This window comes from Rhodococcus pseudokoreensis (assembly GCF_017068395.1).
GTDB classification, from domain to species: Bacteria; Actinomycetota; Actinomycetes; order Mycobacteriales; family Mycobacteriaceae; genus Rhodococcus_F; species Rhodococcus_F pseudokoreensis.
Map to the genome: position 1 here is coordinate 1,075,321 of NZ_CP070619.1, position 14,097 is coordinate 1,089,417.

General features: G+C 67.6%; 14 protein-coding genes. 4 read left to right on the plus strand and 10 right to left on the minus strand.

The annotated features are described in order from the left end of the window. Window positions 1-306 (minus strand): 30S ribosomal protein S10, encoded by a 306-nt coding sequence (gene rpsJ / locus JWS13_RS10565; protein ID WP_003938093.1) that lies wholly within the window; start codon window positions 304-306, stop codon window positions 1-3. 465 nt (window positions 307-771) lie between these two features. Here rpsJ and JWS13_RS10570 point away from each other — a divergent pair, with 465 nt between their 5' ends. The 4 genes from JWS13_RS10570 to JWS13_RS10585 all read left to right on the plus strand — a co-directional run bounded on the left by JWS13_RS10570 (window position 772) and on the right by JWS13_RS10585 (window position 4,220). Continuing rightward, complete coding sequence (locus JWS13_RS10570; RefSeq protein WP_206005509.1) at window positions 772-1,248, plus strand: hotdog fold domain-containing protein; 477 nt, start codon at window positions 772-774, stop codon at window positions 1,246-1,248. A gap of 346 nt (window positions 1,249-1,594) precedes the next feature. Beyond that, on the plus strand, window positions 1,595-2,563 hold the full coding sequence (locus JWS13_RS10575) for an ATP-binding cassette domain-containing protein (RefSeq protein ID WP_087558465.1): 969 nt from the start codon (window positions 1,595-1,597) through the stop codon (window positions 2,561-2,563). Beyond that, the gene (locus tag JWS13_RS10580; protein WP_087558466.1) at window positions 2,560-3,375 is read left to right on the plus strand and encodes an ABC transporter permease; all 816 of its coding nucleotides are present in this window, start codon (window positions 2,560-2,562) and stop codon (window positions 3,373-3,375) included. The genes JWS13_RS10575 and JWS13_RS10580 overlap by 4 nt, the downstream gene beginning before the upstream one ends. After that, window positions 3,372-4,220: an ABC transporter permease gene (locus JWS13_RS10585; protein WP_206005510.1), complete on the plus strand. Its 849-nt coding sequence runs from the start codon at window positions 3,372-3,374 to the stop codon at window positions 4,218-4,220. The genes JWS13_RS10580 and JWS13_RS10585 overlap by 4 nt, the downstream gene beginning before the upstream one ends. A 55-nt stretch (window positions 4,221-4,275) precedes the next feature. On the opposite strand, the gene JWS13_RS10590 is transcribed toward JWS13_RS10585, so the two are convergent. The 9 genes from JWS13_RS10590 to fadD5 form a co-directional block, all read right to left on the minus strand. Beyond that, a complete protein-coding gene (locus JWS13_RS10590) occupies window positions 4,276-5,463 on the minus strand; it encodes an MlaD family protein (RefSeq protein WP_206005511.1) in 1,188 nt (395 codons plus the stop codon). Next, entirely contained in the window at window positions 5,460-6,509 is a 1,050-nt protein-coding gene (locus tag JWS13_RS10595) for an MCE family protein (protein ID WP_206005512.1), read from the minus strand. The genes JWS13_RS10590 and JWS13_RS10595 overlap by 4 nt, the downstream gene beginning before the upstream one ends. Next, the gene (locus JWS13_RS10600) at window positions 6,506-7,597 is read right to left on the minus strand and encodes an MCE family protein (protein WP_241032148.1); all 1,092 of its coding nucleotides are present in this window, start codon (window positions 7,595-7,597) and stop codon (window positions 6,506-6,508) included. The genes JWS13_RS10595 and JWS13_RS10600 overlap by 4 nt, the downstream gene beginning before the upstream one ends. Next, window positions 7,594-8,634 carry an MCE family protein gene (locus JWS13_RS10605; RefSeq protein WP_206005514.1) on the minus strand — a complete coding sequence of 347 codons (1,041 nt, stop codon included), beginning with the start codon at window positions 8,632-8,634 and terminating at the stop codon, window positions 7,594-7,596. Before JWS13_RS10605 ends, JWS13_RS10600 begins: the two co-directional genes overlap by 4 nt. After that, window positions 8,631-9,650 (minus strand): MCE family protein, encoded by a 1,020-nt coding sequence (locus tag JWS13_RS10610; protein WP_206005515.1) that lies wholly within the window; start codon window positions 9,648-9,650, stop codon window positions 8,631-8,633. Before JWS13_RS10610 ends, JWS13_RS10605 begins: the two co-directional genes overlap by 4 nt. Beyond that, on the minus strand, window positions 9,647-10,699 hold the full coding sequence (locus tag JWS13_RS10615; protein ID WP_206005516.1) for an MCE family protein: 1,053 nt from the start codon (window positions 10,697-10,699) through the stop codon (window positions 9,647-9,649). The genes JWS13_RS10610 and JWS13_RS10615 overlap by 4 nt, the downstream gene beginning before the upstream one ends. Further along, window positions 10,699-11,559 (minus strand): MlaE family ABC transporter permease, encoded by an 861-nt coding sequence (locus JWS13_RS10620; protein WP_206005517.1) that lies wholly within the window; start codon window positions 11,557-11,559, stop codon window positions 10,699-10,701. Before JWS13_RS10620 ends, JWS13_RS10615 begins: the two co-directional genes overlap by 1 nt. Beyond that, window positions 11,559-12,368: an MlaE family ABC transporter permease gene (locus tag JWS13_RS10625; protein WP_072945674.1), complete on the minus strand. Its 810-nt coding sequence runs from the start codon at window positions 12,366-12,368 to the stop codon at window positions 11,559-11,561. Before JWS13_RS10625 ends, JWS13_RS10620 begins: the two co-directional genes overlap by 1 nt. Before the next feature lie 66 nt (window positions 12,369-12,434). Beyond that, a complete protein-coding gene (fadD5, locus tag JWS13_RS10630; protein ID WP_206005518.1) occupies window positions 12,435-14,027 on the minus strand; it encodes a fatty-acid--CoA ligase FadD5 in 1,593 nt (530 codons plus the stop codon). Window positions 14,028-14,097: the final 70 nt, after the last annotated feature.

Below are 14,097 nucleotides of genomic sequence, written 5' to 3' on the forward strand. Positions count from 1 at the left end.
TCACTGAATGTTGACGTCGACGCTGGCCGGAAGGTCGATGCGCATGAGCGCGTCAACCGTCTTGGGCGTCGGGTCGAGGATGTCGATAAGCCGCTTGTGAGTACGCATCTCGAAGTGCTCGCGCGAGTCCTTGTACTTGTGCGGCGAGCGGATGACGCAGTACACGTTCTTTTCGGTCGGCAACGGCACGGGTCCAACGACGCGGGCCCCGGTACGGGTCACCGTCTCGACGATCTTGCGCGCTGACGCGTCGATCGCCTCATGGTCGTAGGCCTTGAGCCTGATGCGGATCTTCTGTCCCGCCACGCTTAGTGTCCTTTTCTTGCCGCGTTTCGTAGTCCCACCCGAGTCGGGCCGAACTACCTCGTCTGCACAGTCCCTTACCTGGGCCGCAACTGTCCGAACGCTAGGCGACCGGGACACACCCGATCCGCTGCCGCTGTTCATCTGTCATGGTTCTCCGGTACACGCGGTCGGGCGTGTCGCCCTCCCACTCATTCTCCGACCCGCAACTTTTCAGCTCTTCGGGCCGGGAACGCGTACCGGATGCACTCAATGCGAGTGCCAGTAGGTACTGCTTCCGTCTTGCATGTGGCCGCGAGCAGGTCATTCGATCTACACCGCGACGTTTCACCCCACCTGTTTCGGGCCGCAAACGATCGCGTCCCAGACAAGGCAACCCGACCAGTATGCCGTACCGGGCAGGAGAGATCAAACCGGGCTCGATCACTCTCGCCGGTCCCCGAACTTACTTTCAAGTAATATCGGAGCATGACACCCTCGAGCCCCACTTACGCCGCCTGGCAGAAGCTCCCCGACAACGCGCTCGGACACGCGTTGTTCTCCGTCGGCGTGTGCATCCGCGTCCCCTACTTCGGCTCGGTGCTCCCCCGCGTCGTCGAGATGCGGCCGGGCCGCTGCGAGGTGCGGGCGCCGAAGTGGTGGGGCGTCCGCAATCACCTCGGCACGTTCCATGCGATCGCCGCGTGCAACCTCGCCGAGGCCGCCATGGGCATGCTGTCCGAGGCGACCGTGCCGCCGACGCACCGGTGGATCCCGAAGTCGATGACCGTCGACTACCTCGCCAAGGCGAACGGTCCGCTGCGTGCCGTCGCGGAACTGACGGAACTGCCGGACTTCGGCGCGATGGCTGCGGGCACCGACGTGGTCGTGCCGGTGCGCATCTTCGACCGCCGTGGGGCCGAGGTGGTCCACGCCGACATCACGACGTGGGTCACCCCCAAGTAGTACGGACAGAAGAAGCAGCTGGGACGGCCGCCGACCGCGTCGGGCGCGACGCCGCGGGGACGCGAAAGGCGCATGTCGAAGCTCACATTCGGTCCGGCGGCCGCGGCGGCGACTCGAATTGCCCTGTGGCACTTCCCCGGAGCCGGAACGTCGCGGCGCAGCAGGAGCTTCGGGCGGGGCGGGATCGGTTGCACCGTGGTCGCCGGGGTCGAAGTGGTACAGACGTCCGGCATTTATCGCGAGCGTGTCTCTACCCGTTACACAAGATTTCCGTCCGTGTTCCGAGGGCGGGGAGGTCTTCGCCGGTCTGCTCTGATCGCCCTCTTCGCGTGACATACTCGAGGACATGCCAGCACCTGACACCGCCGTTCTTGTCGAGGGAATCGAGAAATCCTTCGGTGACGTAGCAGCGTTGCGGGGTGTGAGCTTCGAGGTGCCCCGCGGCACGGTGCTGGGCATCCTGGGCCCCAACGGCGCAGGGAAGACCACCACCGTCAACGTGCTGTCGACCCTGCTGCGCCCCGATGCGGGCCGCGCATTCGTCGCCGGACACGACGTGGTCGAGGAGGCTGCCGACGTCCGTCGCAGCATCATGATGACGGGTCAGTACGCCGCGCTGGACGAGTCGCTGACCGGGCGCGAGAATCTCGTGCTGTTCGGCCGGCTCATGGGCCTGCCCAAGGCGTCCGCGAAATCGCGCGCCGAGGATCTGCTGACGCAGTTCGATCTGCTCGACGCGGGTGACCGGAAGGTGTCCGGGTATTCGGGCGGTATGCGCCGGCGCGTCGACATCGCCTGTGGCCTCGTGATCCGTCCCGAGGTCGTGTTCCTCGACGAGCCGACGACCGGCCTCGACCCCCGCAGCCGCCAGGGCGTGTGGTCCCTCGTGTCCGCGCTCAAGGAACAGGGCATCACGATCCTGCTGACGACGCAGTACCTCGAGGAGGCCGACCTCCTCAGTGACAACATCGTCGTGATCGACAAGGGCACCGTGATCGCCGAGGGCACGGCAGACGAGTTGAAGGCCCGGACCGGCGGAAGCTACTGCGAGGTCGTCCCGGTCAGCCTCGACGACCTGCCACGCGTCCGGGAGATCCTCACGAGCCTGTGCCCACCCGGCCGGGTCATCGAGGAAGGCACCGACCGGCTGTCGATTCCCGCCGAGCACGGCGCCCAGACCCTCGCCGAGGTTCTGCGCCGACTCGACCTCGCCGGCGTCACGCTCGCCGACATCGCCCTGCGGCGCCCGTCCCTCGACGACGTGTTTCTCTCACTCACCGGCCACGTCCGCGTCGACGAGAGCCTGCCGTCGTGACGGCGCCCGCCCAGCTCGGATTCGAGCGCACCCTCGAAGGCAAGCACCGGCGGCCGCATCCGTCGAGCGTCCAGCAGTGGATTGCGCTGTCCCAGCGGAATCTGCACACGATGTGGGTGTTCGGTCAGTTCTTCATCGCAGTGCTGGCGCCGTTGATCTTCACCATCGGGTTCTATCTGCCGCTGCGTCTGGTGATGAAGTTCCAGGGCATCGATTACGCGCAGTTCGTCATGCCGATCATCGTCCTGCAGGCCATGGCGTTCACCGCGATCTCGGCGGCACACCGCGCGGCCACCGAGGCGTCGAACGGCATGAATTCCCGGTTCCAGACGATGCCGGTCAAGGCGGCGGTCCCGCTGACGGCGCGCATGACCGCGTGCCTCGTGCACTCGACGATCTCACTCGTCGCCGCGATCGGCTACGGATACGCGATCGGCTTCCGGTTCTCCGGCGGACTCGGGCTGACCGCGGCGTTCTGCGGGCTGGCGATGCTGATCGGGTTCACGCTCACGACGGGCGCCGACGCCCTCGGCACTCTCACCCGCAGCCCCGAGGTCACCAGTCAGGCGCTCACGCTCCCCCAGCTGATTCTCGGCATGTTCTCCTCCGGTTTCGTTCCGGTGACACAGTTCCCCGAGTGGGCGCAGGGCTTCGTGCGCAATCAGCCCATCTCGCAGTTCTCCACGTCCATGCGTGCCATGACGGACGGCACGATCACGTTCCACCAACTGACACCCACTCTGCTGTGGTGCGGCGGGCTGGCGCTGGTCTTCATTCCGTTGTCGATCTGGTCGAATGTGAGGCGCGGATGACCACCGAGTACCGATCCGACACGCCGGCGACGGTGACGTTTCCCGAGGTGATCGAACCCCACGCGGAGAACTCCCTCGCCGCGCTGTTCTCGCACAGCCTGCTGCAGACCAAGCGCCTTCTGCTTCGCTGGGCCCGAGACCCGTACACGATGCTGCAGGCGATCGTGTACCCGTCGCTGATGCTGCTGATGTTCTGGGCGGTGCTCGGAATCTCGATCACCAAGGCCACCGGCGTCAACAGCGTTTTCGGGACCGTTCCGATGATCACGCTCGTCGGCGCGATGTTCGGTTCCATCGCGGGCGGCCTGTCGTTGAAGAAGGAATGGGCGGACGGGCTCCTGAGCCGGTTCTGGGTGCTGCCCGTGCACCGCGCGTCGGGCCTGCTCAGCCGTCTCATGGCCGAGTCCGTGCGGATCGTGCTCACCACCGTGCTGATCATCGCGGTCGGCTTCGCCATCGGATTCCGTTTCAACCAGGGCATTCTCGCCGGCATCGCGCTGATGCTGCTCCCGCTGCTGTTCGGGGTGAGTTTCGCGACGATGGTGACGGCCCTTGCCGTCAACGCGGCGAAGGCGCCGCTCGTCGAAATCCTGTCGCTGCTGTGCACTCTGCTGCTGTTCTTCAACTCCGGATTCGTGCCCACCGGCGCCTACCCCACATGGCTCCAGCCGTTCGTGGAGAATCAGCCGATGTCCTGCGCGATCGACGCGATGAAGGGACTGTCGATGGGCGGTCCCGTCGCGGAACCTCTGCTGAAGACGATCGCGTGGTCGGTGGCCGGGTTGCTGATCTTCACCTACCCCGCCGTGCGCGGCTACCGCCGGGCCGCGGGCACCCCGGCGTAGCACCCGCCCTCGCATCGTGCGGGTTCAGAAGACTCTCCTCGGCTCGTGCACGGATCTAGCGTGGGGTGTGCCCCGTCAGCGGGGGTTCGATGACCAGCGGATCGTCCGCTGCGGGTGGTCCGTAGACACCGCCGTTCCTGGTCGCGTTCTCCTGCCCGAGGTCGTCGGGCCGTGGGACGTTCACGGCGCCGCGCTGCTCGAGGTACTGCTGCGACTGGCAGGTCCAGTCCAGGGCAGGCTGAGTCGGTTCCGCGTCGGTCACCAGACGGCGGGGTGCGTCGTACACGCACATCGGCCCTTGCGTTCCGACGAGGAGCAGGTCGGCGAGCCCACCCTTCTCGATCGACGCGATCTTCGGTAGAGCGCCGGGCATGATGGTCAGGCCGTACTCGAGGGAGGACGTCCGGTCGCCGACGATCTCGGTGGGGAGAACCAGATTCGCCATCAGGGCGCCCAGGGAGTCACGATTACCGGACAGCAGTGCGTCGAGGCTCGCCATCGTCTGCGGCGACCGTCCGAGCAGGTCCACGAGCGCGGAGTCGTGGGCGCGCAACTGTTCGAGCACGCTGCGGGCAGTGCTCGCCGATTCGGGGAGGGCCGCGGTGAGGCCGTCCACCGTGTCCAGGAGCGGCAAGCCCTTGTTCACGATGGTCGACAGTGCGTCGGTGCGGGTTTCGAGGGTCCGGGCGATCTCGGCGGAACCGTCGAGCATGTTCTGCAGGTCGGGTCCCGCGCCGCCGAAGGCGGTGCCGAACGTGTCCGCGAGCGAGGACAGGGCGGTGACGTCCATCGAGTTCACGAGGTCCGTGGTCTGGACGAGCGTCGCGTCGAGCGATCGCGGAATCCCCTCCTGCGGGACGTCGATGAGGTCCCCGTCGGCGAGGTACGGCGGGTCCGCGCTGTCGGGCATGATGTCGAGCGCCTGGATTCCGATCGCGTTCTCGGTGGTGATCTTCGCGGTCGACCCGGCGGACACCTGCGTGCCGGGATGCAGTTCGATGCCGAGGACGATGCCCGTCCCCTCCTCGTTCACGTCGACGGAGCTGATCCTTCCCACCCCGACTCCCCGGTAGTTGACGGATGCGCCCTGTGCGAGACCGGCGGCGTGGTCGAGGCGGGCGGTCAGGTGAATGGGGTCTCCGAACGTGTCCGGGCCGGTGACGTACCGCAGCCCGAACAGGATCGCGGCGACCGAGATGACGAGGAACAGCACCAGCTGCGCCACGACGTGGCGTGTCATCATCGGACGCCTCCGCCGAGTACCTCGGGCAGCGTGCGGGCTTCCGGCACCGAGAGCGGGGCCGAGCCGGTGAGCAGTTTCGCGATGACGGCGGTGACGTCGAACGTGCCGTCGAAGGTCGTGTAGTCACCGGGTGTGGCCGCGGCGAATCCGCCGAGGAACGTCGCCACCGAGTTCAGGGTGGGGGCGAGTTCCGACTCGAAGCCGTCGAGAGCGGCGAGCACGGTCCCGGCGTCGCCGATCTCGGTCGACAGTGCGGATCCGGCACTGCCGAGGACGCGTTCCGCCTCGCGGCTGAGCCGGGACGCCTCCCCCATCAGTGCGGTGATCTGATCTCGTTGCGACACCAGGAGATCCACCACCGGCGCCAGGTCGGTCATCGCCCGGTCGAGGACCGGTTGGCCCGCGGCGAGTTCCGCCGCGAACGCGTTGGACGCCACCATCGCCCGGTCGAGTTCGTCCCGGTGGTCGTCGACGACGCCCAGCGTGTCGTTCAGCATGTCCACCAGTTCCCGGATCTTGTCGGAGCGTCCGGTGAAGGCGACGGTCAATTCGTTCATGATGGCGTGTATTTGATCGATGCCGCTGCCGTTGAGCACCGTGGCCAGCGCAGCCAGTCCGCTCTCGATGTCGGGGCCGCGCGACGTCTGCGACAGCGGGAGCACGTCGCCCTCGCTCATCGGTCCGCCCGCCGCGTCGGCGACGTCGAGTCGGATGAAGGGATTGCCGAGGGCCGTGGGCAATTCGATGCGTGCCGTCGCGTCCCGCGGAATCGGGACGTCGTCGCGGATCCGCATCTCGACGTTTGCGGTGAAATCCCGGGTCGACACGTCCGAGACACGGCCCACCACCTCCTGTCCCACCCGGACCTCGGCGCCGGGCACGACGCGGTCGACGCCGTCGAACTGCGCGGTGATCTCGTAGGACGGACCGTCCGGTGAGCGGCCCACCGACAGTTCTTGCAGGCTCAGCGAACAACCGGCGGCCGGCAGCGTCGCGCCGACGATCAGCGCCGCCGTCAGGGAGGTCGTTCTCGTGCGGATCGTCATCGTCCTCCGACCATGAGTTCGCGCAGCCCGAACGGGTCGGACATGCTGGGCGGAAACTGAATCGGGTTGGTGATTCCCGCTCCGCGGCAGAGGATCGGATCCACCACCGCGCAGAGCGGGGACGTCGGCTCGGCCTGCGCCAGGTTGGTGGAGATGTTCAACCGGATGCGGGCACGCTGGTCGGGCGTGACCGCGCGCTGGATGTTGTCGATCAGCAACGGCACCAGGTCCATGATCTCGGCGAGGTCGGTGTCGTGTTTCTGCAGCACTTCGCTCACCCCCGCCAGATCGTCGATGCCGGCGGCGATGTCGCCGCCCCGGGCGGACACGAGTTGGTCGATCTGATTCAGCAACGCGGACAGCTGGTTCACCGTGTCGCCGATCGCGAACTGCTGCCCGGCGAATTCGTCTCCGATGGCGGTGAGTGAACCCGCGAGGGAGTCGACCTGCGCCTGACGTGCCGAGATCGCGTTGACGAGTATCTCGAGGTTGTCGACGAGCGCACCGACGTCCGCGCTGTTACCCGCGATCACAGAACTCGCCTGCGACAGTGTGCGGATGGCGTCGTTCATCGCGGGACCGAGCCCGTCCGTGGACGCAGCGGCTGCCGAGATCGCGGCGCCGGCGTCGCCGCCGTCGGGGCCGAGTGTCTTGACCACGGTGTCGACGCTGTCCATCAGCTGGTCCCAGGTGATGGGCGAATGACTGCGTTCGGGAGGAATGGTCTGCCCGCTCTCCAGCACCGGACCGCCGGTGTACGCGGGACCGAGTTCGACGAAGCGCTCCCCGATCGCGGAGGACACCAGCACGTACGCGTTCGCGTCGGCGGGCACCACGACGTCGGACGCGATCGACATCGTGACCATCACCGTCGCACCTCGCGGTTCGACGGACTCGACGGTGCCGACGGGCACGCCGAGCACAGTCACCTCGGTGCCGGGGAACACGCCGTTGACGTAGGCGAACTCGGAATGGACCACGGTGGAAGAGGTGCGGAAGATGAGCAGCCACCCGGCCACGACGATCGCCGTCACGAGGGCGAGTACGCCGCCGATCCCGGCGATCCGGCGTGCGGTGCCCGCGTTCACGAGCACCCCGTGATCAGTCCGACGACGCAGAGCAGGTTGTCGGCGATCACAGCCGACGGCGCCGACACGTCGGCCCAGTCGCCGTTGCCGGTCGCGTTGACGAGCGCCCTCGCGGCCGGCGCACCCGTGGTGAGCAGTGCGTCGAGGTTGGTGAGGTTCGCGTCGAGTCGTTCCGTCACCTGCCGCGCGTTCGCGAGCAGTGCGTCGAGTTCGGCGGTGTTCTCCCCCAGGAACTGGGACGCCTGCGCGATGAGAGCCCGGAGATCGTCGACCATCCGGTGGATGGCTTCGCGCCGGGTGGCGAGTGTGGTCATCACGACGTCGGCGTTGCCGAGCAGGGTGGTGAGCTGATCCTGCTGACCGACCAGCACGTCGGTGAGGGTTCGTGAGCTGTCGAGCAGTTGCGTGACCTGATCCGCGTTCTTCGCCAGGATCGCGGACGCCGCACTCACCCCCGACAGCGCCTCCCGGTTGAGTGTCGCGTCCTGTGGCACCGTGTCCGTCACCACGGTGAGCATCTTCTGCAGTCCGCCGAGGTCGAGGTCGTCCGCCGCCTCGATCGCGGACGAGCCGATGTCGTCGAGCGAGTACGGAACGCTGGTGCGGCTCAGGGGAATCACCCCGTCGTCGCCCAGGTCGCCGGGCCCCGACGGTGACACGTCCAGGTACCGCTTGCCGAGGATGGTCGACAGCTTGACGCCTGCGGACGTCGTCGACCCGAGGTGACGCGCGCCGTCGAGCCGGAAGTGCACGACCACGTGATCGCCTGCCAGGTCCACCGCGGTCACCCGGCCTGCGGGCACCCCGGCGACGTACACGTAGTCGGAATCGGTCAGGCCCGCGGCGTTCGCGAGTTCGGCGGTGTAGCCGTCGGTTCGCACACTGAAACTCATGCGCGGGATCACGAGAACCAGAGCCAGCGCCAGCGTCGCGGCCAGGATTCCCACGATGCCGACGATCAACGGGTTGACGGGCCGCACCCGCTGGTTGCCGGCCAGCGCGTCCCAGACGTCGCGCGCCTTCGCGGTGACACTCATTGGCAGTACCTCGAATGCAGGTCGGGACCGAGGGCACCTTCGCGGCCGTCGACGTTGACGATGAAGGTGCACAGGTAGATGTTGAGCCAGGAACCGTAGGAGCCCGAGCGGTCGACGGACGAGAAGAACTGCGGCATGGCCACCATCAGGTGATCGAATTCCGGGTCGGCACCGACCATCGCCCCCGTCAGAGATTCGAGTCGGTTCACCGTGCGTCCGAGTTCCGGAACCCGCCCGTCCACGATCTGCAGCGCCGAGCGGCTCACCGCCGCACTCTGATCGAGAGTGTCCATGAGAACCTCGTTGTTCTCGGCGAGCATCCCGGTGAACTGGGTGAGGCTGTCGACGAGGTGCGACAGTTCCGGGCCGCGGGCCGCCGCCGTTCCCACCACCACCTCGAGGTTCGCGATGAGATCACCGATCAGCTGATCGTGATTCGCGAGGTTGCCGGTGACGTCCGCGACCCTGCGCAGCAGCGTTTCCATGCTCGTCTTCCGGCCGTCGAACACGGCGACGACCTCGGTGGCGAGTTCGTTGACCTGCTTCGGGTCGATCGCGTCGAACAGTGGCTTGAATCCGTTGAAGAGACTGGTGAGATCGAGTGCGGGCGACGTCCGGTCGAGCGGAATCGTGTCGCCCTCCGCGAGGGTGCCCTCGTCGCCCGGCGACCCGGCCGCGAGATCGAGATACCGGATCCCGAGCAGGTCGCCGTACCGGATCGCGACGGTCGTGTCGGCGGGCAGAGTCTGATCGCGCTGTACCTCGAAATTCACCAGGGCGGTTGCGCTTCCGGCATCACCGTCGACGATGTCGACCGAAGCCACCCGTCCCACCCGCACACCGGCGATGGTGACGTCGCTGCCGGGAGTCACCCCCTGGGCGTCGGTGAACAACGCCTTGTAGGCGACGGTCGGTCCCTCCACCGGCACCCGCAGTGTGTTCACCACGAGCACCGCGGAGAGAATGCCGAAGACGGCGAAGACCGCCAGTTTGATTGCCGAGTTCCGGACGCTCATCCTCCGCCACCGTCCCCGCAGTTCGGTCCGTTCAGGCCGGGGTACCGCGGGCAGTCGGACGAGGTGTAGGGCCGCGGGTTGGACAGGTCGGCGGCGACCCGCACCGCGAACTTGCCGGTGGAGAAGACCGCGGCGCCGGCCTCACCGAACGGACCCGCCTCGTCCAGGGTCGCCCGCAGCAGGTCGGACTTGCTGGCCATGGTGCCCAGGGTCGGTGAGACGTTCAGTGCCACCGCGATCATGTCGTCCGCGTTCTGCTCCAGGACGTCGCCGGTATTCCTCGACACGACGAGGGAGGCGGCGAGGAAACCCGTGAAGCTGTCGGTGTTCTCGACGAGAGTGTTGGACAGTGACACCGCCGCGTCCATGGTCGCGAGGACGTCGGGTGCAGCCGTCGCCAGCTGTTCGCTGATCCGTGCGATCTGCGGCGCGCGCTCCGCGACGGAGTCGACGAGAGGCGCGGTCGACTGCGCCACCGTGTGGAGGCTGTCGATGGTCTGCCCCAATTGTTCACCGCGCCCGCGCAACGCGTCGGCGACCGCGCTCAGCGCGGCCTGCATCTGCTCGGGCTTCACCCGGGACACCAGGTCGTAGACCTTCGAATACAGGTCGTACATCTGGACGGTCTCGGCCGACGTGTCGGGTTGCAGCCGGGCACCGGCCTCGAGCCGCGCTCCGCCGGTTCCCGCGGTGGACACCAGCTCGACGGTCTGGTCGCCGAACAACGTGCGGGGCACCACCCGCACCTGGACGGACGCCGGGATGTGCTGCATCTGTTCGGGACGGAGACTGATGTCCATGCCCGTCTCGTCCTGTCCGGGGTCGACGCTCGACACGGTGCCGACCGTCGCGCCCTTGTACGACACCGTGGTGTGCGCCTTCACCGCACCGGCGTCCGCCGGAAGCGTCGCCGTCACCACGGGGTCGGTGACGATCGCCCCGGTGCCGAAACCGACCAGCAGCGCCGATCCGAGCACCAGGACCGCCACTCCGATCACGCCCCGCACCGCGAGGGCGCCGTTGCCCGGACCTCCCGGGCGACCGCGCATCACGGCAACCCCAGGGCCGGGGCGGACGGGACGAGGCCCCACAGCGTGAGGGTCAGCAGCAGATCGACGATGCCGATGGCGAGGATGCTGGTGCGCAACGCACGCCCGGCCGCCCGGCCGACGCCCTCGGGCCCGCCGTACGCGTGGTACCCGTACGAGCAGTGCACGAGCGCGATGATCGTCGCGAACACGATCGCCTTCACGAACGAGTACGCGACGTCGGTGGGGGTGAGCATGAGATGGAAGTAATAGTCGTAGGTTCCGGCCGACTGCCCGCTGAACGTGACGATCACCAGCCGCGAAGCCAGGTAGGACGACAGCAGCCCCACGACGTACAGCGGCACCACACAGATCAGGCACGAGACCAGCCTGGTGCTCGCGAGGAACGGCAGCGACGGGATCGCCATCGCGTCCAGCGCGCTGATCTCCTCCGAGATGCGCATGGCGCCGAGCTGTGCGGTGAACCCCGTGCCGACCTTCGCGGCGAGCGCGATGCTGGCGATCACGGGCGCGAGTTCACGGGTGTTGAGGATCGCGGACAAGAGCCCGGACAGCGAACCCATGCCGAGCAGGTCCAGTCCGCGCAACCCCTCGATGCCCACCTGCGTCGCCGCGACCGCGGACATCGCGAAGACGACGCCGATCGCTCCCCCGCCGGCGAGCAGGGTCGCACCACCGAAACTGATGTCGCCGATCTGCCGCATGACGTGCCGCCAGTACTTCACGACCGCGAGGGGAACTCCGGCGATCACGCTGCCGTAGAACGTGAATTCCCGGCCCAGTCCCGTCATCAGCCCGAGGGGCTGACGGACCCTGGCCCGCACCCAGTGCGCTGCGGGCCATCGGGTACTCACGACCATCAGTAACCACCTACGGGGACGACGAGAACGGAATAGAGCTGACTGAGCACGGTATTGACGATGAACACGAGGATGAAGGCCAGCACCACGGCCTCGTTGACGGCGTCGGCGACACCGCTGGGTCCGCCCTTCGCGTGCAGGCCCTTGAAACTGGCGACGAGCGCCGACGTCACCGCGAACGCCATCGACTTGACGAGGGCGACCACGAAGTCCGACAGCCGCGTGTACTGGGACAGTGCCGCGAGAAAGCTTCCCGCCGAACTGTTCTGGACGACCACCTGGAACAGGAAGCACGCCGATACTCCGACGGCGGTGACCATGGCGCAGAGTGCGACGCCGACGAGCACCGCCGCGAGCACCCGCGGAACCACGAGCCGTTCGATCACATCGAGTCCGAGGACCTCCATGGCCTCGACCTCTTCGCGGATCGTGCGGGAGCCGAGGTCCGCGCAGATCGCGGATCCGCCGACCCCGGCCAGCATCAGCGCACAGACCAGCGCGGACGCCTGCCCGACGATCACGAACCCGACGACCGCCCCCGTGTACCCCTCGGCGCCGAGCTGACCGGCGAGGCTGCCGATCGTGACGGCGATGAGGACTCCGATGGGGATCATCAGCAGCAGGGCAGGCGCCGACGTGACCGAGGCGATCCGCCACGCCTGGTCCAGCAGTTCCCGCCAGGCCAGTTTGCGCCGCACCAGAACTCGTACGGCGGCCACCGTGGTCGCGATCGAGAACCCGATGAGCGCACCGACTTCGTTGGCGAAATGGCTGACGGGCCCTTTTGCGGGTGGCAGCTGGAATGTCACGCGGTCCTCCCCCGGTGCCGGTCACCCACGATCGGTGACCGGCGTCGAGCAGTATGGGAATCGGGGTCAGACGACCGCGACGTCGTTCGCGCCGTGGGCTTTTCGAAGCTCACCCTTGACGACCTTCCCGCTGGCGTTCCGCGGGAGGGCGTCGACGACGACGACGTCCTTCGGATGCTTGTACCGGGCCAGCTTGTCTTCGAGCCACGCGGCGAGTTCGTCGACCGTCAGATCGTCTCCGTCGTCGTCGAGCGCCACGATCGCGACGGGCACCTCGGTCCACTTGGGGTGGGGCCTGCCGACCACGGCGGCCTCGCGGATCCTCGGATGCCCGAACAGGACGTTCTCCACCTCGGCGCAATAGATGTTCTCGCCGCCGGAGATGATCATGTCCTTCTTGCGATCCACCACGTAGACGAAGCCTTCCTCGTCCTGCCGCACCAGGTCGCCCGAGTGGAACCACCCGCCGGCGAACGCGTCCGCCGTCGCGGCCGGGTTCTGCCAGTAACCCTGCATCATGGTCGGGCCGCGGTACACGATCTCGCCGACGGTGCCGGGGGCGACGTCGTTCATCTCGTCGTCGACGATCCGCGTCTGGATGGTCGGGACCGGCTTGCCCACCGAGCCCAGCTTGCGGATCGCGTCGTCGCCGTCGAGCACGCACGTGATCGGGGACATCTCGGTCTGCCCGAACACCGCCACGACGAGAGCCTTCGGGAACGTCTCCGCCATGGCGCGCAGCACGGTGTCCGATGCGGGTGCGGCGCCCCAGCTGATGACGCGGAGCGCGAGGTTACGGCCCGCGGCGGTGGGATCGGCGCAGACTGCCTGCCACTGCACCGGAACGAGGAACACCGTGGTGATGCGCTCGCGCTCCCACACGTCGAGCATCTCGGTGGGGTCGAACGCCTTGAGGGGGTGGATCACGGTGGTGGCGCCGAGCATCAGCATCGGGGCCACCGAACCGAGAGCGGCGACGTGGAACACCGGGGACGCGAGGAACCCGACGTCGTCGCCCCTGTCGTAGCGCATCGCCCGGATGCAGGTGATGGACTGCCCGACCATGTTCGAGTGCGACAGCACCGCACCCTTGGGCGTTCCGGTGGTGCCGGAGGTGTAGAGGATGAGCGACGGGGTGCCCTCCGGCAGGTCGACGGGGGCGAAGGCCGGACCGCCTTCCGCGACGAGGTCCTCGTAACCGAGAGCGTCGCCCTCGGTGTCCGCGCCCATCACGATCGCGAGGCCGAGATCGGGAACATCCTGCCGCACAGCGGAAACGAGGGGTGCCAGCGCGGGCTCGGTGAAGACGGCTCGGGCACCCGAATCCCGGGCGATGAAGGCCACCTCGGGCGGTGTCAGGCGGAAGTTGACCGGGACCGCGATCGCGCCGAGCGCGTTGATCGCGAGCACCGCCTCGAAGAATTCGGTGCGGTTGAGCGTGAGCAGCAGGACGCGGTCGCCGAAGTTCACCCCGCGCCGGGAGAGCGCGCCCGCAAGGGCTTGCGAGCGCTCGTGCAGTTCGCGCCACGACGTGCTCTGCCCGAGATGGCGGAACGCGGGATGGTCGGGCTTCGTCTGCGCGTGGGTGGCAACCCAGTTGTTCCAGTGGTTGCGGCGGGATTGCAGTGGCTGCGTGAGCGGCTCGCTACGTGATGACATGTGGTGGTGGTCCCTTCGCTGTACTCGAGTTCGCCCCTCGGGCCCCACACGGAGGCTGTGACGAGTATTA

Bases quoted from the DNA above. Each gene is read 5' to 3' on its own strand.
- JWS13_RS10570 (WP_206005509.1), top strand. From the start codon at position 772: ATGACACCCTCGAGCCCCACTTACGCCGCCTGGCAGAAGCTCCCCGAC.
- JWS13_RS10575 (WP_087558465.1), top strand. From the start codon at position 1,595: ATGCCAGCACCTGACACCGCCGTTCTTGTCGAGGGAATCGAGAAATCC.
- JWS13_RS10585 (WP_206005510.1), top strand. From the start codon at position 3,372: ATGACCACCGAGTACCGATCCGACACGCCGGCGACGGTGACGTTTCCC.
- JWS13_RS10590 (WP_206005511.1), bottom strand. From the start codon at position 5,463: ATGATGACACGCCACGTCGTGGCGCAGCTGGTGCTGTTCCTCGTCATC.
- JWS13_RS10595 (WP_206005512.1), bottom strand. From the start codon at position 6,509: ATGACGATCCGCACGAGAACGACCTCCCTGACGGCGGCGCTGATCGTC.
- JWS13_RS10605 (WP_206005514.1), bottom strand. From the start codon at position 8,634: ATGAGTGTCACCGCGAAGGCGCGCGACGTCTGGGACGCGCTGGCCGGC.
- JWS13_RS10610 (WP_206005515.1), bottom strand. From the start codon at position 9,650: ATGAGCGTCCGGAACTCGGCAATCAAACTGGCGGTCTTCGCCGTCTTC.
- JWS13_RS10615 (WP_206005516.1), bottom strand. From the start codon at position 10,699: ATGCGCGGTCGCCCGGGAGGTCCGGGCAACGGCGCCCTCGCGGTGCGG.
- JWS13_RS10620 (WP_206005517.1), bottom strand. From the start codon at position 11,559: ATGGTCGTGAGTACCCGATGGCCCGCAGCGCACTGGGTGCGGGCCAGG.
- fadD5 (WP_206005518.1), bottom strand. From the start codon at position 14,027: ATGTCATCACGTAGCGAGCCGCTCACGCAGCCACTGCAATCCCGCCGC.